Below are 20,050 nucleotides of genomic sequence, written 5' to 3'. Positions count from 1 at the left end.
ACAGAACAGCGTGGTCCCGGCGAAGGCCGGGACGACATTGTTCCCTATTGGCGCAACGCCGCGTCAATCGACTCCGACAAGCGTCCCACGATCTCCGCCAGATCCCCCGTCGTCGCGATGAACGGCGGCGCCAGCAGCACATGATCCCCGCGCTGCCCGTCGATGGTCCCGCCCATCGGGTACACCATCAGGCCGCGCGCCATCGCCTGCTCCTTTACCTTCGCATGCAGCTTCCTCGACGCCGGGAACGGCGACTTGGTCGGCCGGTCATGCACCAGCTCCAGCGCCATCAGCAGCCCGCGCCCGCGGATATCGCCCACGTGATGGTGCTTGCCGAACGCCTCGCCCAGCATGCGCCGCAGGCTCAGGCCGCGCTTTGCCACCTGCGCCAGCAGCTTGTCGCGTTCGATCACCTGCTGCACCGCCAGCGCCGCGGCGCAGGCCACCGGATGGCCGACGTAGGTGTGCCCATGCAGGAAGGCGCCGCTGCCCTGGCGAAGCCGGTCCACGATCGCGCCCTGAGCCAGTACGGCGCCGATCGGCTGGTAGCCTGCGCCCAGTCCCTTGGCGATGGCGATGATGTCCGGCGCCACCTCGTCCTGCTCGATCGCGAACATGGTGCCGGTGCGGCCCATACCGCACATGACTTCGTCCGCGATGAACAGGATCCCGTACCTGTCGCACAGCGCGTGCACGCCGCGGAAGTAGCCCGGCGTCGGCGGGATCGCGCCGCCGGTCGCGCCCACCACCGGTTCGGCCACGAAACCGATCACCTTTTCCGGCCCCGCGCGCACGATCGCCGATTCCAGCTCATCCAGCAGGTCCTGCGTGTACTCGTCGACGGTCTGGTCCTCGCCGCGCCCGCGGTACTCGTAGCACGGCGCGACGCGCGGCACGTCCATCAGCAGCGGCGCGAAGGCTTTGCGGCGCCACTCGTTGCCGCCGACCGCCAGCGCGCCCAGGGTATTGCCGTGATAGCTCTGGCGGCGCGCGATGAACACCGAGCGCTGCTCCTCGCCATTCTCGTAAAAGTACTGGCGCGCCAGCTTCAGCGCGGTCTCCATCGCTTCCGACCCGCCCGACACGAAGTACACCGCGCTGATCCCGGGCGGCGCCTGCGCCACCAGCTTGTCGGCCAGCTGCTCCGCCACCTCCGTGGTGAAGAAGGAAGTGTGGGCGTAGGCGCAGCGGTCGATCTGGCGGTGCATGGCCGCCAGCACGTCCGGATGCCCGTGGCCCAGCGACGACACCGCCGCACCGCCGCTCGCGTCGATATAGGCATTGTCCTCGCTGTCGCGAATGAAGATGCCCTTGGCGCTGTCCGCCACCGGTGGCACCTCGCGCAGGCTGCGATGGATGACATGGCTCATGGTTTCGCCTCCTTCTCGGGAATCGACAAAAGACCACGATAGGCGCAAGCGCGACCGGCCTTGTTGATCTTTGCTGGAAGCTGTGCGGATATTTTTCCGCCCGGACACTCGCGCAACAGGCAAGGCCGCTAGCGGGATTCAGCCTTCGCCCATGGCTCTTGAGCAACCCTCTGCGCCAGGTAATCGATCAGTGTCTGCACCCGCACGGGCCTGCGGCGCCCAGGGGGAGTGACGATGTGCAGCGCAATGGATTCCGCTTCCCAATCGTCCATGACCGTCTCCAATTCGCCCGATTGCAGGTGCTGCCAGGCGAGGAATTCAGGCTGCAACGCCAAGCCCAATCCAGCCAACAGTGCCGGCGTCAAGGCATCCGCATTATTGGCATGCAGGCAGGCGGGCACTGCCAGGCTGAATTCGCCATGGCGCTTGTGGCGGAAGCGCCAGGTCGATCCGCTGCTGCGCGAATAGGCGTATTGCATCACCTTGTGGGCGGCGAGCTCGCTTGGGTGCTGCGGCCTGCCGTGGCGCTCGAAATATTCCGGGGAACCGACCAGCAATATCCTGACACGACACAGTCTTCTCGCCAGCAAGCTGGAATCATCCAGATTGGCAATCCGAAGCCCTAGGTCGAATCGGTCGGCAACCAAATCCACCTGCCGGTCGTCAAATTGCACATCCAGCCGGATATCCGGATGGGTTTGAATGAATTCCGGCAGGATCGGCGCCAGCCGCGAAAGACCAAACGACATGGGCGCCGTCAGGCGAATCAATCCGTGCAGCTTGCCGCTCTGGTCCGATACCTCGGCCTCGACAGCTTCGCCTTCCTCCAGGATGCGGGCTGCCCGCTCCAGTGAGGCATGGCCGCTTTCAGTCAGCGATATGCGCCGGGAGGTGCGATGGAACAGGGTCACCTGCGTGCGTTCTTCCAGGCGCGCGATGGCCTTGGATACCGTTGCTTGGGACAAGGATAGCTCGGCAGCGGCGCGGGCAAAGGAACCCGTCTCCGCCACTTTCGCGAAGATTGCCCAAGCTTCCAGGTCGGGTAGCTTTTTCATGTCAGCTTTGGAAACAAATGATCGGATCCGTGAATTTTCTCATTGATTGAATTGCTACGTAAGAAATGGAAAAGTTGAAATTCCAAATATTGGCTTCCTTGTCATCATTTCCTCGCCTAGTATCAGAGCAGATGTCCCGACTGTTTCAACCCCCTCACTAAAATACGGAGAGCACCATGTCTCGCAAATACCTCGAAGTCCTGACACCGCAAAACAGTCAGCTCATCTTCATCGACCAGCAGCCGCAGATGGCTTTCGGCGTTCAATCCATCGACCGCCAGGTTCTCAAGAACAACGTCGTCGGCCTCGCCAAGGCCGCTAAGGCCTTCGACATCCCCACCACGATCACCACCGTCGAAACCGATGGCTTTTCCGGCCCGACCTACCCTGAACTGCTCGCAGTATTCCCCCAAAACCGCATTCTTGAACGTTCCTCGATGAACTCCTGGGACGATCAAAACGTGCGCGATGCGCTGGCCGCCAATGCCGCCAAGGGCCGCAAGAAAATCATCGTCTCCGGCCTGTGGACCGAGGTCTGCAATCTCGGCTTCGCGCTGTCGGCCATGCACGACACCGACTACGAAATCTACATGGTGGCCGATGCCTCGGGCGGCACCTCGCTCGCTGCGCATGACTACGCCATGCAGCGCATGGTGCAGGCCGGTGTCGTGCCCGTCACCTGGCAGCAGGTGCTGCTGGAATGGCAGCGTGACTGGGCCCGCAAGGACACCTACGATGCCGTGATGGCCATCGTGCGCGAGCATTCCGGCGCCTATGGCATGGGAGTGGACTATGCGTATACGATGGTGCACAAGGCGCCCGAGCGCGTGCAGCACGGCGAACGCATCGGTCCGAATCCGGCCAAGTAAAGCTGATCAACGTCCGGGCGGCGCCAATACGGCGCCGTCCGGCATTTCACTATTTGAGGGAGCCATGAAACTCTATATTTTGTCCCTTGGCGCCGGTCTTCTCGTTGGCATCATCTACAGCCTGTTGAATGTCCGCTCGCCCGCGCCGCCGCTGGTTGCCTTGATCGGCTTGCTTGGCATCCTGGTCGGCGAGCAGGTCATCCCGGTCGGCAAGCAGTTGTTGAATGGAACCGCATTCAAGACCGCCTGCAACGCGTCCGACGCCACCCAACACGTGTTCGGGCAGTTGCCTGGACGTCAGGCCGCGGAACAGGCTGCCGCTGAAGATCGCGTATGAGTCACCTGTTGTCAGAAAGGCGGACGCATGACATCCCGTCGACACATTCTTGGAGCCGCGACCACGCTGGCATCTGCAGTCGCGCTGAACGGCGCGCTGGTTCGCGGCGCAGCTGCTGAACTGTTCAGAAAAGGAAATTCTCCCATGAGCAACTCTGTACCGGACATCATCTTCCACAATGGGCAGATCACGACACTTGATCGTGCCAAGCCGGTGGCCAGTGCCGTCGCCATCAAGGATGGACGCTTCCTGGCTGTCGGCCAGGATGCGGAGATAATGCCGCTGGCCGGCGCCGGTACGCGGATCATCGACCTCAAGCGCCGGGCCGTGCTGCCCGGCCTGTTCGATAACCACACCCACGTGGTGCGTGGCGGCCTCAACTACAACATGGAGCTGCGCTGGGATGGCGTGCGTTCGCTTGCCGACGCCATGGACATGCTCAAGCGCCAGGTCGCCGTCACCCCGGCGCCGCAATGGGTGCGCGTGGTGGGCGGATTCACCGAACATCAATTCGTCGAGAGGCGTTTGCCGACCATCGAGGAGATTAATGCCATTGCGCCGGATACGCCGGTCTTCCTGCTGCACCTGTACGACCGCGCCTTGCTCAATGGCGCCGCGCTGCGCGCCGTCGGCTACACCAAGGACACCCCCGAGCCGCCGGGCGGCCAGATCATGCGCGATGCCAGTGGCAACCCCACCGGCCTGCTGCTGGCCAAGCCCAATGCGACGATCCTGTATGCAACGCTGGCCAAGGGGCCGAAGCTGCCGCTGGACTACCAGATCAATTCCACTCGCCACTTCATGCGTGAACTCAACCGCCTCGGCGTCACCGGCGTGATCGATGCGGGGGGCGGTTTCCAGAATTACCCCGAGGACTACGAGGTGATCCAGCGCCTGGCCGACGCGAAGCAGATTACCGTTCGCCTGGCCTACAACCTGTTTACGCAAAAGCCCAAGCAGGAAAAGGAAGATTTCCTGAAATGGACGTCTTCGGTCAAATACAAGCAGGGCGACGACTACTTCCGCCATAACGGCGCGGGTGAAATGCTGGTCTATTCCGCCGCCGATTTCGAGGATTTCCGCGTCGATCGTCCGGAGATGCCGCCGCAGATGGAAAACGAGCTGGAAGACGTCGTTCGCGTCCTCGTGCAGAACAAGTGGCCGTGGCGCTTGCATGCGACCTATGACGAAACCATTTCGCGTGCGCTGGATGTATTCGAGAAGGTGCACCGCGACACCCCGCTGACCGGCATTAACTGGTTCTTCGACCATGCCGAAACCATTTCCGACAAATCCATCGACCGCATAGCAGCGCTGGGCGGCGGCATCGCCGTTCAGCACCGGATGGCCTATCAGGGTGAATACTTCGTCGAGCGCTATGGCGCCAAGGCCGCGGAAGCGACCCCGCCGATCAAGCGGATCCTGGAACGGGGTGTGAAAACCTCCGCCGGCACCGATGCCACGCGTGTGGCCTCGTACAACCCATGGGTGTCCCTGTCGTGGATGGTCACCGGCAAGACTGTGGGCGGTACCAGCCTTTACCCACGCGCGAATTTGCTCGACCGGGAAGGCGCGCTGCGCATGTGGACTGAAAACGTCGCCTGGTTCTCGAACGAGGAAGGCAAGCGCGGGCGCATCGAGGCCGGCCATTTCGCGGACTTCATCGTGCCGAGCAAGGATTATTTCAGCGTCTCCGAGGACGAGATTTCCTTCCTGACCTCGCATCTGACGGTGGTGGGCGGCCGGGTGGTTTTTGGCGACGGCGAATTTGCGTCCCTGGACGACAATCCGCTGCCTCCCGCAATGCCCGATTGGTCGCCGACGCGCACCTTCAAAGGTTATGGAGCGTGGGGTGAACCGGAACGCGCGGGCAAAAACTCGCTGAATCCTGTGCGTCATCGCGCTGCAGCCGCCTGCGGGTGCGGCAGCAGTTGCGGCTTGCACGGCCACAGCCATGCCAATGCCTGGGCGTCGAGCGTTCCTGCCTCCGACCTCAAAGGCTTCTTTGGCGCGCTGGGTTGCTCGTGCTGGATGGTCTGAAAGGAGCTGCGATGAAAAGCACGAACCTTGGTATTGAAAGCCGCCTGGAAACGGCTGCCCGGATTGGCTTCGGCAGCCGTGCGGTACGCTGGCTCGCATATCTGGGTTTGTGCGCGGCGTATTTGCAAGGTGGCCTGGTCAAGCTCACCGACTTCCACGGGGCGCTCGGCGAGATGGCCCATTTCGGCCTGGCGCCGGCGCCTTTGTTCGCGGCGGCCGTGATCGTGCTCGAACTCGGGGCTTCCCTCATGATTCTTACCGGACGACTGCGCTGGTTGGGCGCACTCGGACTGGCGGGATTCACGCTGCTGGCGACCGGCCTAGCTTTGCGCTATTGGGAACTGCCCGCGGGACCGGGACGCTTTGGCGCTGAAAACGCCTTCTACGAGCACTTGGGGCTCGTGGGAGGTTTCCTGTTGATCGCCTGGCTGGATCTGCACGGGGACGAATCAGGAAAAATATGAAGACCCTATCCTTGATCGTCGCCAGCCTCGCCCTGTACTCCGGCCAGGCCAGCGCGCAGAGCGATGGCGTGGAAATTTATGGCCGCCTGAACGTGGGCCTCGAACGGGTGAATAACTCGGCAGACGCCAAAGGCAATGATGTGCGCATGACCCGGCTGTCGAACAACCGCTCGGTGCTGGGTTTTCGTGGAGAGGAGAAGGTCGGGAACGGCATCAAGGCCATCTTCCAGATCGAGGGTACGCTTTCGCCCGACACCGGCGCCGGCAGTCCTGCCCAGCGCGACACGCGGGTTGGCCTGGATACGCCGGCAGGAACCCTGTTTGTCGGCAATTGGACTACTTCCTACAATAACTCCACGTCGAGCCTCGATCCTTTCTACCCAACCACGGCGGGCTACATGAGCATCATGGGTAATGGTTCGGCGGCCACTGCGGATAATGTCAGCGACACATCGTCGTTCGATCGCCGCCAGCAAAACAGCGTGCATTACTGGTCACCCAAATGGAGTGGCTTCTCGCTGCGCCTTACTCATGGCATGAACGAAGAACGCCCGGCAAATGGCGCGAGACCTTCCTTGACCTCGCTGGCGGCCATCTACGAACGCGGCCCTTGGTATGCGGTGGCCGCTGCCGAGCGCCACCATGAATACCAGGGGCCGCATCTGAACGACAGTGGCAGCAAGCTCGCCCTGTCCTACAGCTTTGCGCACACACGCCTTTCCTTGATCGGCGAAAGACTGCGGTACGAAACCGCGCTCGGCACACTGCAGCGGAATGCCTGGTACTTGTCGGCCACTCACCAATGGGGCCCGCATATGATCCGTTTCGGCGTCGCTCGCGCTGGCGACGGTACCGGCAGCGCTCCGCTCAATACCCGAATCGGCTACTTGCGCAGGAATGCGGACACCGGAGCGATGCATGCCACGCTTGGTTACGACTATAACTTCTCCAAACGTAGCAGCGTATTTGCCTACTACACGCACCTGCACAACGAGAAGAATGCGGTCTACGATTTCGCGATCAACGGCGTCGGCACCTCGCCGGGAGCGACCGCCAAGGGAACCGTATTAGGTATGCGCCACAATTTTTGATTTGGGCGGAGCGATCGCTTTGAACAACCCAGTGAAAGAAAGGACGTGATCATGCTGAATGTTCTACGTGAGAAGAGGAACTCCTTGGCCCTGTCTTTTGTCTCGGGCTACGCGGATGCACTTTTCTTCATTCAACTGGGCGGGCTTTTTGTCGGGCTGGTGACGGGAAACGTCGTCCTCATCGGCCTGGGGCTCGTCGGTGACGAAAAAGGCGGCTTGCGCGGGCTGCAGGTCCTGACCTTCCCCCTCTTCATGCTGGGCGCGGGCGTGGCGGCATGCATCGTTGCCAGGATAAATCCTCTGGAGCGAGCGACGTTCTGGACCGTTATCCTTGCGGCGGTCCTGATGGCTTCAGCCGCGTTTTTCGCCCTTTTTAATGGGCCAACATCGGCCTGCGCCCTCGTCACGGTCACGGCAATGGGCATGTTGACGGGAATTAATCGACTCGACACCAGGCTTGGCCCGCCTTTTTCTCTGATGACAGGCAACATTGCGGGGCTCGCAATCGGCGTTGCACGTCGCCTCATTGGTTATTCAGAAAAGCCTGAAGAGTGGGGCCAGTCCTTGACCTCGATCGTTCTGGTGTGTGGATTTGTACTGGGCTGCGCGGCAGGTGCTTTGGCGCAAGTGACGGTTGGGGTGGCAGGGATGTTGGTGCCAGCATTGATCCTGGTCCTGCTCGGTCTGTTTTACGCACCAAATAAAGCGGCCAAGTAGAGATTGACTGCCAGAGCAGGCATGCCTTGCGTACCTTTCATTCCTTGAGCTTGCCGCCACGCGACCGCGAAGAGGCGCACCGCAGTTCGACATCGCTTGAATTGATGTTCGATCTTGCTACAGCAACGGCGGTAGGAGTTTGTTCGCTCGTGCTGGTACAGGACATCAAAGCGAATCATGTCGACCAGGGGATTGCCCGATTCGCCAGCAATTTCTTCATGACGTGGCTGGCCTGGGCGAACTACACCTGGTTCGCATCCGGCTATGACAACAAATCGACGGCGTTCCGTGCTGTTTCGATGTTCATCATGTTCGGGTCCTTGACCCTCGCAGGCGGAATTCAGAGCAGCATGGCGGACCGCCATCAATGGCTCGTCCTGATTGGCTTCAGCATCATGCGGATCGGCATGATCCTTCTATGGATTGGGGCTGCAATCGGCGATCGCCACGTGCGCCCGACAGCAGTGCGATATATCGTCGGTATCGCCGCGATGCAGGTCTACTGGAACACCTTGATTATCATGCTGCCGCAGCAGGCTCCCTTTTATTTCCTGCTCTTCGCGCTCGGTGCCGTTGGGGAGTTGATGGTACCGCTGGTAGCGGAGCGGCGCGGTGCAAGTAATTGGCATCACGATCACATCATCGATCGCTACAACTCCTTCAATATCATCGTTCTTTATGAAAGTTTCGCATCTGTTGCGCTGATCATTTCGTACGCGCCGGTTCCGGATTTCCGGCACTTCTGGCTTGCCGGCCTCTGTTCGATCATCGCATTTTCGATGTGGGGGCTCTATTTCGACCGCCATAAGCAACTACGTAGTCGCCGTCCCAAGACAGTTTTTACCTGGGCTTATGGACACTATTTTCTGTTTGCGGGTGGGGCTGCGATGTCTGCGGGTATCGCGATATTTCTTGGGTCAACTGGAAGTGGAGCAAGCGTCGGAAAGAGCGCCGCCCTGGCCATTGGCGTTCCAGTTTCCATGTATTTGAGTGCGCTTTGGCTCGTTCGTGATCGACAATCTCCGCTTGGGTCACTGCGCTCTCTTCTCCTGGCGGTTGCCGGGCTGGTCCTCCTGTGCAGTATGTTTTTTCCTTATGCGCTGGAATGGATTGCTGCCTTGCTCGCGATCTCCGTTTTTGTAAGAAACCGGTTCTATTGGGCGTCACCCAAAAGCTAGAAGATCGACCTGGCTCATCTGCACAAGCAGAAGAACGTGGTGTACGATTTCGCCATCATGGCAGATCGATTACCTCCCATCGCTTTCGACGAACTCAATGAGGACCAGAAGGTGGCGGCCCAAGCCATCATCGATGGTCCACGGGGCGCGGTGTACGGCCCTTTCGTACCGCTGCTGCGCAGCCCGGAGCTGATGGGGCATGCACAGCGGATGGGCGAGTACCTGCGCTACCGCAGCGCGATCGGGGTGCGCCTGTCCGAGCTGGCAATCCTGGTGACGGCGCGCGCATGGAACCAGCAGGTCGAGTGGGCGATTCACGCGCCGATCGCGGCGCAGATGGGCATTCCGCCCGACGTCATCAACGCCATCGCACGGCGCGAGCAGCCGGAGGGCATGCTGGTGGATGAGGCGGTGGTCCATGCATTCTGCGTGGAGCTTCATCGCGACAAGCAGGTGTCGGATCACACGTATGGAGAAGCGCTGGCCCTGTTCGGCGAGCAGGGCGTGGTCGATCTCATGGGGCTGAACGGGTACTACACCTTGCTGGCGATGGTGATGAATACGGCGCGGACGGAGGTGCCGCCTTCAACTGCCGCGCCGCTGCCTGAATAGGCCCTCGATACCGTCGTCCCGGCGCAGGCCGGGACCTATGCTGAGTGTGCGGCTACGCTGCGTGTCCATGGGTCCCGGCCTGCGCCGGGACGACGTGCGATTTTCAGGCCAGCACCTTGCGCAGCCACGCATTGATATCGCGGACCTCTTCGATGCACAGCGAATGCTGCATCATGTACTCGTGCCACTCGACCTGGTAGCCGAGCGACTTGAGCGCATCGCGCGACTGCTCCGCGCGGATGAAAGGCACCACCGGATCCTGGCGCCCGTGCGCCATGAAGATCGGCACCTGCAGGCTCTCCGGCGTGTGCTCGGCCGCGGTCTTGTCGGCCAGCGGCAGGTAGCCCGACAGGCACAGCATGCCCGCCAGCTTCTCCGGATGGCGCAGGCCCGTCTGCAGCGTCATCGCGCAGCCCTGCGAGAAGCCCGCCAGGATGATCTTCGACGCCGGAATCCCGCGCTCCTTCTCGCGCGCGATCAGCGCCTCGATCTGGCGCTGCGATTCGCGCAGGCCGCTCTCATCCTCGCGCCGGGTCAGCTCCGCGCCGGTGATGTCGTACCAAGCGCGCATCACGTAGCCGCCGTTGATCGTCACCGGCATCGTCTGCGCATGCGGGAACACGAAGCGGATCGCCGGCAGGCCGGTGTAGTCGAGCTCCTGCACCAGCGGGACGAAGTCGTTGCCGTCCGCGCCCAGGCCGTGCATCCAGATGATGGCGGCGGTGGGATTGGGGCCGGTCTCGATCTGGATATGTTCGAGCAGGGTCATTGCTTATTCCTTCGCAGGCTGCGGGCGCTGCGCGTTCTTCGGCCGCCATGCCGCGCACACGGCCGGATTGGTTTCGATGTAGGGGCCGCCAATCAGGTCGACGCAGTAGGGGACCGCGGCGAAGATGCCGCCGGCGACCACATTGCCGTCCGCGTCCTTCAGGCCCTCCAGCGTCTCCTTGATCGACTTCGGCTGGCCCGGCAGGTTCATGATCAGCGCGGCGTGGTCGGCGGTCTCGCGGATCACCGCCACCTGGCGTGACAGGATCGCGGTCGGCACGAAGCGCAGGCTGATCTGGCGCATCTGCTCGCCGAAGCCCGGCATCTCCTTGGTGCCCACGGCCAGCGTGGCTTCCGGCGTGACGTCGCGCCGCGCCGGGCCGGTGCCGCCGGTGGTCAGCACCAGGTGGCAGCGGCGGCGGTCCACCAGCTCGGTCAGCGTCGCCTCGATCTGCGCGCGCTCGTCCGCGATCAGGCGTGTCTCCAGGCGGTAGGGCGTGGCCAGCGCGGCCGCCAGCCAGTCCGACAGGGCAGGGATGCCCTTGTCCTCGTAGACGCCGCCGCTGGCGCGGTCCGAGATCGACACCAGCCCGACCACCAGTTCCTCATTCGGCGTCGGCATCCTCGTCCACCTCGTCGTCGGCCGCGGCGGGCGCCGCCTTGCCCAGGTCCTTCAGGATCTGGAAGATTTCGCGGTAGGCCTTGGGCGGCTTGCTGTCGGCCTGTTCCTTGCGGGCGTTGCGGATCAGGGTGCGCAGGTGCTGGCCGTCCAGCTCCGGATGCTCGGCCAGCAGCTCGGTCAGCGCCTTGTCGTCGGCCAGCAGCTTGTCGCGGCGGCGTTCGAGCGCGTGCAGCGCCGCCGTCTCGGCCTTGGACATGCCCTTCCAGCTGTCGATGGTGCGCTGGATGACCGCCACTTCCTCCTCGTCGAGGGTGCGCATCATCTTGCCCACGTACTGCATCTGGCGGCGGCGGCCTTCGTGGTTGCTGATGGTCTGGCACATCAGGATCGCGTCGCGCACGTGGTCCGGCATCGGCACCCGCTTGACGCGGTCGCGCGGCTCGGCGACCAGCTGCTCGCCGAGCTTCTGCAGGTCGTTACTCTGACGCTTCATCTCCGATTTGGAGGGGCGCTCGTATTTCTGTTCGAACTCGTTGGACTGGAAGCCCACCGAGCCACGGTTTGCGTTTGGCATGGCGATGATCCGATTGGCGCGAGGCCGATCAGTAAAAACAATGAACGGCTGCTATGATAACTGTTTTAACGCCCGCCACGAAAACACGACATGAACGAGTCCGTCTTCACCTACACCCAGGATCAGCTCAAGCAACTGGCCCAGGACATGCTTGGCTTTGCCCGCGAACAGGGCGCCAGCAGCGCATCGGTGGAGGTGAGCGAGGGTTCCGGGCTCGCGGTTTCGGTGCGCAAGGGCAATGTCGAGACCATCGAGCAAAACAAGGACAAGGGCATCGGCATCACGGTCTACTGCGGCCAGCGCCGCGGCCATGCCAACACCTCCGATTTCGCGCCCGCCTCGCTGAAGGCCACCGTGGAAGCGGCCTACAACATCGCCCGCTTCACCGCCGAAGATGACTGCGCCGGCCTGCCGGAAGCCGAACTGCTGGAAATGAACCCGCGCGACCTGCGCCTGTGCCATCCCTGGACCATCTCGACCGAAGAAGCGGTGGCCCTGGCCAAGCGTTGCGAAGATGCTGCGTTTGCGGTGGACCCGCGCGTCACCAACAGCGAAGGCGCCAGCGTCTACGTCCAGCAGACCCACTTCGTGGCCGCCAACTCGCTCGGCTTCTGTGCCGGCTACCCGTTTTCGCGCCACACGCTGGCGGTCGCGCCGATCGCCGGCAAGGGCAGCAAGATGCAGCGCGACGACTGGTACAGCTCGGCGCGTGACCCCAAGAAGCTGGCCGACGCCGAACAGGTCGGCCGCTATGCCGCCGAGCGCGCCCTGGCGCGCCTGAATGCGCGCAAGCTCGACACCCGCACCTGCCCGGTGCTGTTCGAAGCCCCGCTCGCCGCCGGGCTGCTGGGCGCCTTCGTACAAGCCACCTCGGGCGGCGCGCTGTACCGCAAGTCCAGCTTCCTGCTCGATTCGCTCGGCCAGCAGGTGTTCCCGGACCACATCCAGATCGTCGAAGACCCGCACCTGGTCGGCGCCATGGGCTCCTCCCCGTTCGACGAGGAAGGCGTGCGCACCGTGCGCCGCAAGGTCATCGATAACGGCGTGCTGCAGGGCTATTTCCTGTCGTCTTACTCGGCGCGCAAGCTGGGCATGCAGACCACCGGCAATGCCGGCGGCTCGCACAACCTCGAATTCCTGTCCACCAATACCAAGCGCGCCGACGACTTCGCCGGCATGCTGCGCAAGATGGACCGCGGCCTGCTGGTCACCGAGCTGATGGGGCAGGGCGTCAATTACGTCACCGGCGACTATTCGCGCGGCGCCTCCGGCTACTGGGTCGAGAATGGCGTCATCCAGTACCCGGTCGAGGAAATTACCATCGCCGGCAATATGAAAGACATGTTCCGCGACATCGTCGCCATCGGCAATGACGTGCTCACGCGCGGCAACAAATCCACCGGCTCCATCCTGATCGGCAAGATGGTCGTCGCCGGCGGCTGATGTGTCACGGCTTGTGGCCGGTGATGACAACTTGACGACAATTTAGCGGCAAATGCCGCAAACACCCGTGCTACCGTGTCAATACGGTATCGGCATGGGCGTTTCGACAACTTCCCGTCCCGAAACCTGCTAAGGGACGGGCGCCCGGTGCTGCCCTGTACCAATTCTTTCGACTATTGGAAAAACATGGCAAACCTCACAATCTCGCAGGCAAACTTTTCTTTCGGCCATCTCACGGACTGGAACTGGACGCTGTCCGACACGGTCCTCGGCCTCACTTACACCAATAATTCGCAGCAGAAGATCATTCTGGCAGGAACCTTCCTGGTCACCACCGACTCTTCGATCGCGGGGACCATCAACCAGGTCACGCTCCTGCAGTCCGGCGCGGAAGTCTTCAAGGTGACCGGCCTGTCGCTGGACGCCAAGACCATGGCCAACCTGGTCGACAATGTGACCGACTCCACGGCTGCTTTCGCCTATATGCTGGGCGGCGACGACACCATCGTCGGCAGCAGCGGCCGTGACCTGCTGTATGGCTACGCCGGCAACGACACGATCGTCGCTGGGGATGGCGATGACGTGATCGATGGCGGCTCGGGCAACAATATGCTGGACGGCGGCCGCGGCTTCGATATCGTGCGCTACAGCGGCAAGCTGGCCGATTACACCATCGCGCGCTCCGGCATCGATGGCGTGCTCGATAACTATACCGTTTCCGATAACAAGGGCGGCAGCAGGGATAGCTTGCACAGCGTCGAGATGATCGAGTTCTCGGACAAGGTGTTCCTGCCGATCGACGTGCACGGCGCCAGCGGGCAGATCTTCCGCCTGTACCAGGCCGCGCTCGACCGGCTGCCGGACGCCCCAGGCATCGGCTATTGGGAACACCAGATGGAGAGCGGCGCCTCGCTGACCTCCATCGCGCGTGAATTCGTCAAGTCGGCCGAATACCAGTCGCTGTACGGCGGCAAGAGCAATACCGAGCTGGTGAACGCCTTCTACCAGCACATCCTGCACCGGGCGGGCGATCAGGCCGGCGTCGACTTCTGGGTGGGCGTGCTCGACCGGCATGCGGCCACGACCGAACAGGTGCTCACCCTGATCAGCGACAGCCCGGAAAACGTGCAGCTGAGCGTGGGCGTGATCGGGGTTGGCCTGGTGGTCGATGCACCGATCATGACGCTCTGAAACGGCACGAGCGGTCCAAAAAGCTTAACCTGCTTCATTCCTCGCCGCCTGCATCCTTGATTACATTCGCAATTGCGCAAGTGTTCAAGGAGGAAGAAGCATGAAAGCGAATGTGGGTGGGATGGACCGTGTACTGCGCAACATCGTCGGCGTCGCCTTGATCGGCGCGACGCTCGCCGGCTGGATCGGCGCCTGGGGCTGGATCGGCTTGCTGCCGCTGGTGACCGGCGTGTTTCGCTTCTGCCCGGCCTACCTGCCGTTCGGCCTGCGCACCTGCGAACGCAAGCGGGGCTGACGATGGCGGCGATTCCAAACTACGACGAGCTGACGCGATCGGTATCGAAGAACCTGGCGACCATGCGCGCGGATTTGCCGGACGTGATGAAAGGCTTCAATGACCTGGCGCGCGCCGCCAGCGCCGTCGGGGCGCTCGACAAGAAGACCAAGGAGCTGATCGCGCTGGCGCTCGGCGTGGCCGCGCGCTGCGATGCCTGCCTTGGCTTCCACGCCAAAGCGCTGGTGCAGCTGGGGGCGACCCTTGCCGAGGTGGAAGAAGTGCTGGCGATGGCGGTGTACATGGGCGGAGGGCCGTCTCTCATGTATTCGGCCAACGCGATCGCCGCCTTCAAGGAGTTTTCGGCGGGGAGACAGGACGAGCTGTAAAAAACGCTCCGTGACTTAAGTCGTCGTTCCCGCGGAAGCGGGAACCCCATTTTGCACGTGCATCGATATGGCGTCCCTTGGCGAGACGCCAGGGAAATGGGATTCCCGCGTTCGCGGGAATGACGTTCATGCTTGTAGCTACGCTGATCCGGTGCTTACTTCAGCGAGCGTACGTGGTTCAGCAGCGGCTGCAGCACGGCCGCGCCGAGGCGCGCGCTGCGGGCGCCGTCCCAGCCTACTTGCGGGTCCGGGTCGTTGGCGTTGTCCTTGAACGGCAGCTCCAGCGTCAGCGACAGGCAGCCGAAGCGGTGCGTGATGTTGGGCGAGCCCATCGTCAAGGTCTCGTTGCTGAAGTTGCCCTTCGGGTAGCCGTGCTGGTCCTGGAAGTCCGGGCTGGCGATCAGGTAATCGTCCGAGAACGTCTTCTCCCACGCCCGCTGCTGCTCGGTGAAGTCCGGCAGTTCGCCGCTGCCGGCCAGGAACACGTAGGGCAGGCCCTCGTCGCCGTGCACGTCGAGGAAGGCGTCGACGCCGGTTTCCTTCATTTTCTCCAGCACCAGGTAGACCTCGGGGCTGCGCTCCATGCTCGGGTTCATCCACTCGCGGTTCAGGTTCGCGCCGGTGGCATTGGTGCGCAGGTTGCCGCGCACTGCGCCGTCCGGGTTCATGTTCGGGACCACGTAGAACACCGACTCGTTCAGCAGCTGGCGGCCGAACGGGTTGGCCGGATCCAGCAGCGCATCGAGCATGCCTTCGACGAACCACTCGGCCATCGTCTCGCCCGGATGCTGGCGTGCGATCACCCACACCTTCTTCTTGCCTTCGGCCGGCTCGCCGATCACCAGCATGTTCAGGTCATGGCCGTCGATGGTCGAGCCCAGGTCGAGCATGCGCACGTGCTCGGACATCTGCGCGCGGTCCAGCAGCTCCAGGTGGCGCTCCCAGGAATACGGCTCGAAGTAGGCGTAGTAGACGCTGTCCATGCCCGGCGTATGCTCGATCGTCATCACGCCGCCGTCGTAGCTGGTGGGGACGCGGAACCAGTTGACGCGGTCATAGCTGGCCATCGCCTGGTAGCCTTCCCAGCCGGCCGGATAGGCAGCCTTGGCGGCGTTGAGGAAGCGGATGGTACACGGCTCGCCCTGCGCGCCCTGCAGGCGGAAGTAGAACCACTGGACGATGTCGGCGTGCGAATCCTTGCGGATGTTCAGATCGATGGCGTTCGCGCTTGTGGCGTTCACGACCTCGATCGCGCCAGCGTCGAACTGGCTGCTGATCTTGATGGGCATGGGTGTTCCCTGGTTGCGATGATGATTCCGAAGCCGCGATGATACTCGCTTTTCAGGCACGGGAAAGTCCCCCGAACCGGCGGTAGAAGGCGTCGTCCGCCGACGGCGCTGCCGGGTCTTCGCGCCGCAGCGCGGCCACCAGGTGGGCCTCGGCCGCTTCCCAGGTGCGCAGGTAGATGGCGCGCGCCAGTTCGTAGGCGTAGGTGCCGGGCCAGACCGGCGGCAGCAGCTCCAGTGGCAGGCGCGGATCGTGGAGCAGTACGCGGCGGTAGGCGTGCACCAGCAGCGTGCGGATCGCGAACGCGGTGGCCGCATCGGCCGGCGGTCCCGCCTGCAGAAGCTCCAGCAGCGGCGTGAAGGTGTCGACGAAGTGCTGGAAGCGCTCGACCACCGCCGACAGGTCCCAGCCTTCGTCGACCAGGTCCGGCACCGGGCGCGAGGCCACGTCCGGCAGCGTGCTCGCGGCGAAGGCGAACAGGCGGCCGTCGCCACCGTTGCGGTGCAGGATATCGTCCAGCGCCTCCGGCTCGTACGAGGGGTGGGCCATCACGCCGGCCGACAGCATCGCATAGCCTTCCCACTGCAGCTCTTTGCGCAAGGTGGCGCGCAGGTCGGCGGGCAGGGTGCCGTTCGGCGCCAGCAGCACGGTCCAGCGCCCGTCCCAGCCCAGCCCCGGCGCGCTGTAGATGCGGCGGTTGGCGCGCTGCAGGCGCGGCAGCGAAGCCGGCTCCAGCGCGTAGCGGCTGCGGCGGCCTTCGCGGCTCGCGTTCAGCCAGCCCTCCTGCACCAGCCGGAACACGCTGGTGCGCGCCAGCCGCTCGGTGACCGTCAGCGGCTCCACCAGCTCGATCAGGCTGCCCAGCCAGACTGCCCCGCCGTGCGGCGCAATGGCGTCGCCCAGCACCGTCATCACGAGCGATTTGGAGCGCGGCGGGTCGGCGGCGAGAAAGCGCGCGATCCACTCGCCGCAGGTCGTTTCTGTCATGGTTTTACCGCTCAATATGATTCAAAATTTCGCTATACATCGAGATTTTTGTATCGTATTATGGTTTGCAAACGAATGCAACGGAGACAACAATGTACGCACAAATGGTCGACACTGGCCTCAAAAAGGTCCAGTCCGTCGAGGATATGAGCGAACAGGAGCAGGCGTTCCAGGCTCGTATCGACGCGGGCGTGAAGATCGAGCCGAAGGACTGGATGCCCGAGGCTTACCGCAAGACCCTGATCCGCCAGATTTCCCAGCACGCGCACTCCGAGATCGTCGGCCAGCTCCCGGAAGGGAACTGGGTTACGCGCGCGCCCTCGCTCAAACGCAAATCCATCCTGCTGGCCAAGATCCAGGATGAGGCAGGCCACGGCCTGTACCTGTACAGCGCCGCCGAAACGCTGGGCGTGTCGCGCGACGAGCTGCTCGCAGCGCTCCATGCCGGCAAGGCCAAGTATTCGAGCATCTTCAACTACCCGACGCTGACCTGGGCCGACATGGGCGCCATCGGCTGGCTGGTGGACGGCGCCGCGATCACCAACCAGGTGCCGCTGTGCCGCTGCTCGTACGGCCCGTACTCGCGGGCGATGATCCGGGTCTGCAAGGAAGAGGCTTTCCACGCGCGCCAGGGGTACGACCTGATGATGCAGCTGGCCAAAGGCACGCCGGAGCAGAAGGCGATGGCGCAGGACGCGTTGAACCGCTGGTGGTGGCCGTCGCTGATGATGTTCGGGCCGCCGGATGGCGACTCGGTCAACAGCGCGCAGTCGATGAACTGGCGGATCAAGCTGTTCTCCAACGACGAACTGCGCCAGCGCATGGTCGACCAGACCGTGCCCCAGGCCGAATACCTCGGCCTGACCATCCCGGATCCCGATTTGAAGTGGAACGAGGAGCGCGGCCACTACGACTTCGGCGAGATCGACTGGGACGAGTTCTACAACGTCCTCAAGGGGAACGGCCCCTGCAACAAGGAGCGCCTGGCCACGCGCGTCAATGCGTACGAGGACGGGCAGTGGTTCCGCGATGCGCTGGTGGCGCATGCGGACAAGAAGTCGGCAAAAAAAGCCGCGGCCTAACCTTATAGTTGCCGTCGTTCCCGCGAAGGGGCTAGGCGCCCCTCGGAGAACCCCATTTTAGAGGCGCAGCCGCTCACGCAAAATGGGGTCCCCGCGTTCGCGAGGACGACGGCGGTAGCTAGCACAACGGAGACAGCAATGAGCAAAGAATGGCCGCTGTGGGAAGTATTCATCCGCAGCCAGCACGGCCTCGCGCACAAGCACGTGGGCAGCCTGCACGCACCGGACGCCGAGATGGCGATCAACAACGCGCGCGACGTCTACACGCGCCGCAACGAGGGCGTCTCGATTTGGGTCGTGAAAGCGTCCGACATCATCGCTTCCAGCCCGGCCGACAAGGACGCGCTGTTCGAACCTTCCAACAGCAAGGTGTACCGCCACCCGACCTTCTTCCCGATGCCGGAAGAAGTCAAGAACCTGTGAGCGCGCCGTGAACGAGAAATTCGAATACCTTCTGCGCCAGGGCGACAACGCGCTCGTCCTCGCCCAGCAGCTGTGCCAGTGGACCGGCAAGGGCCCGGCGCTGGAAGAAGACATGGCGCTGTCGAACATCGCGCTCGACCTGCTCGGCCAAACCCGCATGTGGCTGACCTACGCCGGCGAACTCGAAGGCGCGGGCCGCGACGAGGACAAGCTGGCCTTCCTGCGCGACGCCGGCGGTTTCCGCAACTGCCTGCTGCTCGAGCAGCCCAACGGCAGCTACGCCGACACGCTGATGCGCCAGTTCTACTTCGACACCTGGCACTACTTCCTGCTCGAAGCGCTGACCAACTCCAACGACCAGCGCATCGCCGGCATCGCCGAGAAGGCGCTGAAGGAAGCGACCTACCACCTGCGCCGCAGCGGCGACCTGGTGGTGCGCCTGGGCGACGGCACCGCCGAGAGCCATGCGCGCATGCAGGCCGCGGCCGACGAACTATGGCGCTTCACTGGCGAGATGTTCATCTACGACGCCGTCGACGAGGCGATGGTCGCGCAGGGCGTGGCCCCGGCCTCGCAGCCGCTGCGCGCCGCCTTCCTGCAGCACGTCGCCGAGATCTTCGACGAAGCCACGCTCGAGGTGCCGCCGCTGGAAACCTATATGCAGCGCGGCGGCAAGCAGGGACGCCACACCGAACGCCTCGGCTACATCCTGGCCGAGATGCAGTTCCTGCAGCGCGCTTACCCGGGAGCCGAATGGTGATGGACGCGCGCCACGTCACGGCCGAGCAGGTGTGGGCCTGGCTCGACGAGGTGTCCGACCCCGAGATCCCGGTGATCTCGGTGGTGGACCTCGGCATCGTGCGCGACGTGGCGTTCGAAGGCGGCGAGTGCGTGGTCACGATCACGCCGACCTATTCCGGCTGCCCGGCGATGCAGGTGATCGAGGAAGCGGTCGCCGCCGAGCTGAAAAAGCGCGGCCTGCCCAGGGTGAAGGTGCGCAGCCAGCTGTCGCCGGCGTGGACCACCGACTGGATGAGCGATGCCGGCCGGGCCGCGCTCAAGGGCTATGGCATCGCGCCGCCGGCGCAGCAGGCGATCGACATCAGCGGCCTGCATTCGCGCGTGTCACGCCGCGCGCCGGAGCCGGAAGTCGCCTGTCCCCGCTGCGGATCGAAGCACACGCAGCTCACCAGCCAGTTCGGCTCGACGCCATGCAAGGCGCTGTACAAGTGCCTGGACTGCCGCGAGCCCTTCGACTATTTCAAGTGCCACTAGCA

The 20,050-nt window shown here is 63.3% G+C and carries 23 protein-coding genes; 16 read left to right on the top strand and 7 right to left on the bottom strand.

The window, feature by feature from the left end:
- Window positions 1-44: 44 nt before the first annotated feature.
- Both NX778_RS19920 and NX778_RS19915 read right to left on the bottom strand, forming a co-directional pair.
- Window positions 45-1,370, bottom strand: coding sequence for an aspartate aminotransferase family protein (locus NX778_RS19920; RefSeq protein ID WP_258813540.1), 1,326 nt, complete (start codon window positions 1,368-1,370; stop codon window positions 45-47).
- 128 nt (window positions 1,371-1,498) lie between these two features.
- Entirely contained in the window at window positions 1,499-2,425 is a 927-nt protein-coding gene (locus tag NX778_RS19915) for a LysR family transcriptional regulator (protein WP_258813539.1), read from the bottom strand.
- A gap of 176 nt (window positions 2,426-2,601) precedes the next feature.
- Between NX778_RS19915 and NX778_RS19910 the strand changes: the two genes are divergently transcribed.
- The 8 genes from NX778_RS19910 (at window position 2,602) to NX778_RS19875 (ending at window position 9,733) form a co-directional block, all read left to right on the top strand.
- The gene (locus tag NX778_RS19910) at window positions 2,602-3,294 is read left to right on the top strand and encodes a hydrolase (RefSeq protein WP_258813538.1); all 693 of its coding nucleotides are present in this window, start codon (window positions 2,602-2,604) and stop codon (window positions 3,292-3,294) included.
- A 64-nt stretch (window positions 3,295-3,358) separates the two neighbouring features.
- Complete coding sequence (locus tag NX778_RS19905) at window positions 3,359-3,631, top strand: XapX domain-containing protein (RefSeq protein ID WP_258813537.1); 273 nt, start codon at window positions 3,359-3,361, stop codon at window positions 3,629-3,631.
- Between the two features lie 144 nt (window positions 3,632-3,775).
- Complete coding sequence (locus NX778_RS19900) at window positions 3,776-5,671, top strand: amidohydrolase (protein WP_258813732.1); 1,896 nt, start codon at window positions 3,776-3,778, stop codon at window positions 5,669-5,671.
- 11 nt (window positions 5,672-5,682) lie between these two features.
- Window positions 5,683-6,135 carry a DoxX family protein gene (locus NX778_RS19895; RefSeq protein ID WP_258813536.1) on the top strand — a complete coding sequence of 151 codons (453 nt, stop codon included), beginning with the start codon at window positions 5,683-5,685 and terminating at the stop codon, window positions 6,133-6,135.
- Window positions 6,132-7,226, top strand: coding sequence for a porin (locus tag NX778_RS19890; RefSeq protein ID WP_258813535.1), 1,095 nt, complete (start codon window positions 6,132-6,134; stop codon window positions 7,224-7,226). Before NX778_RS19895 ends, NX778_RS19890 begins: the two co-directional genes overlap by 4 nt.
- Before the next feature lie 51 nt (window positions 7,227-7,277).
- Entirely contained in the window at window positions 7,278-7,943 is a 666-nt protein-coding gene (locus NX778_RS19885; protein ID WP_258813731.1) for a YoaK family protein, read from the top strand.
- Between the two features lie 26 nt (window positions 7,944-7,969).
- Window positions 7,970-9,121: a low temperature requirement protein A gene (locus NX778_RS19880; protein ID WP_258813534.1), complete on the top strand. Its 1,152-nt coding sequence runs from the start codon at window positions 7,970-7,972 to the stop codon at window positions 9,119-9,121.
- A gap of 57 nt (window positions 9,122-9,178) precedes the next feature.
- On the top strand, window positions 9,179-9,733 hold the full coding sequence (locus NX778_RS19875) for a carboxymuconolactone decarboxylase family protein (protein WP_258813533.1): 555 nt from the start codon (window positions 9,179-9,181) through the stop codon (window positions 9,731-9,733).
- Between the two features lie 103 nt (window positions 9,734-9,836).
- Here NX778_RS19875 and NX778_RS19870 read toward each other — a convergent pair whose 3' ends face one another.
- From NX778_RS19870 to yjgA, 3 genes are read right to left on the bottom strand one after another with little or no spacing between them, the layout of a single operon-like run.
- Window positions 9,837-10,502, bottom strand: coding sequence for an alpha/beta hydrolase (locus NX778_RS19870; RefSeq protein WP_258813532.1), 666 nt, complete (start codon window positions 10,500-10,502; stop codon window positions 9,837-9,839).
- 3 nt (window positions 10,503-10,505) lie between these two features.
- Window positions 10,506-11,123, bottom strand: coding sequence for a molybdopterin adenylyltransferase (gene mog, locus NX778_RS19865; protein WP_258813531.1), 618 nt, complete (start codon window positions 11,121-11,123; stop codon window positions 10,506-10,508).
- Complete coding sequence (yjgA, locus tag NX778_RS19860; protein WP_258813530.1) at window positions 11,107-11,697, bottom strand: ribosome biogenesis factor YjgA; 591 nt, start codon at window positions 11,695-11,697, stop codon at window positions 11,107-11,109. Before yjgA ends, mog begins: the two co-directional genes overlap by 17 nt.
- Before the next feature lie 90 nt (window positions 11,698-11,787).
- Between yjgA and pmbA the strand changes: the two genes are divergently transcribed.
- The 4 genes from pmbA to NX778_RS19840 all read left to right on the top strand — a co-directional run bounded on the left by pmbA (window position 11,788) and on the right by NX778_RS19840 (window position 14,994).
- The gene (pmbA, locus tag NX778_RS19855; protein WP_258813529.1) at window positions 11,788-13,140 is read left to right on the top strand and encodes a metalloprotease PmbA; all 1,353 of its coding nucleotides are present in this window, start codon (window positions 11,788-11,790) and stop codon (window positions 13,138-13,140) included.
- Between the two features lie 186 nt (window positions 13,141-13,326).
- A complete protein-coding gene (locus NX778_RS19850; RefSeq protein ID WP_258813528.1) occupies window positions 13,327-14,331 on the top strand; it encodes a DUF4214 domain-containing protein in 1,005 nt (334 codons plus the stop codon).
- Window positions 14,332-14,431: 100 nt separating this feature from the next.
- Entirely contained in the window at window positions 14,432-14,626 is a 195-nt protein-coding gene (locus tag NX778_RS19845; RefSeq protein ID WP_258813527.1) for a YgaP family membrane protein, read from the top strand.
- Window positions 14,627-14,628: 2 nt separating this feature from the next.
- Entirely contained in the window at window positions 14,629-14,994 is a 366-nt protein-coding gene (locus tag NX778_RS19840; RefSeq protein WP_258813526.1) for a carboxymuconolactone decarboxylase family protein, read from the top strand.
- A 155-nt stretch (window positions 14,995-15,149) separates the two neighbouring features.
- Here the strand turns inward: NX778_RS19840 and NX778_RS19835 are convergent, their stop codons facing one another.
- Window positions 15,150-16,283, bottom strand: a complete 1,134-nt coding sequence (locus NX778_RS19835) for a M14 family metallopeptidase (protein WP_258813525.1) — start codon at window positions 16,281-16,283, stop codon at window positions 15,150-15,152.
- 52 nt (window positions 16,284-16,335) lie between these two features.
- Window positions 16,336-17,268, bottom strand: a complete 933-nt coding sequence (locus NX778_RS19830; RefSeq protein ID WP_258813524.1) for a PaaX family transcriptional regulator — start codon at window positions 17,266-17,268, stop codon at window positions 16,336-16,338.
- A 92-nt stretch (window positions 17,269-17,360) separates the two neighbouring features.
- On the opposite strand from NX778_RS19830, the gene paaA reads away from it, so the two are divergent.
- From paaA to paaD, 4 genes are all read left to right on the top strand, one after another.
- The gene (paaA, locus tag NX778_RS19825; protein WP_258813523.1) at window positions 17,361-18,350 is read left to right on the top strand and encodes a 1,2-phenylacetyl-CoA epoxidase subunit PaaA; all 990 of its coding nucleotides are present in this window, start codon (window positions 17,361-17,363) and stop codon (window positions 18,348-18,350) included.
- Between the two features lie 138 nt (window positions 18,351-18,488).
- Window positions 18,489-18,773, top strand: coding sequence for a 1,2-phenylacetyl-CoA epoxidase subunit PaaB (paaB, locus tag NX778_RS19820; protein ID WP_258813522.1), 285 nt, complete (start codon window positions 18,489-18,491; stop codon window positions 18,771-18,773).
- A gap of 7 nt (window positions 18,774-18,780) precedes the next feature.
- The gene (paaC, locus tag NX778_RS19815; protein ID WP_258813521.1) at window positions 18,781-19,533 is read left to right on the top strand and encodes a 1,2-phenylacetyl-CoA epoxidase subunit PaaC; all 753 of its coding nucleotides are present in this window, start codon (window positions 18,781-18,783) and stop codon (window positions 19,531-19,533) included.
- Window positions 19,533-20,048, top strand: a complete 516-nt coding sequence (gene paaD, locus NX778_RS19810; protein ID WP_258813520.1) for a 1,2-phenylacetyl-CoA epoxidase subunit PaaD — start codon at window positions 19,533-19,535, stop codon at window positions 20,046-20,048. The genes paaC and paaD overlap by 1 nt, the downstream gene beginning before the upstream one ends.
- Window positions 20,049-20,050: the final 2 nt, after the last annotated feature.

It is taken from the genome of Massilia terrae (genome assembly GCF_024753145.1).
In the GTDB taxonomy this organism is placed as follows: domain Bacteria; phylum Pseudomonadota; class Gammaproteobacteria; order Burkholderiales; family Burkholderiaceae_D; genus Telluria; species Telluria terrae.
This window is presented reverse-complemented; position numbering and strand designations above follow the sequence as displayed.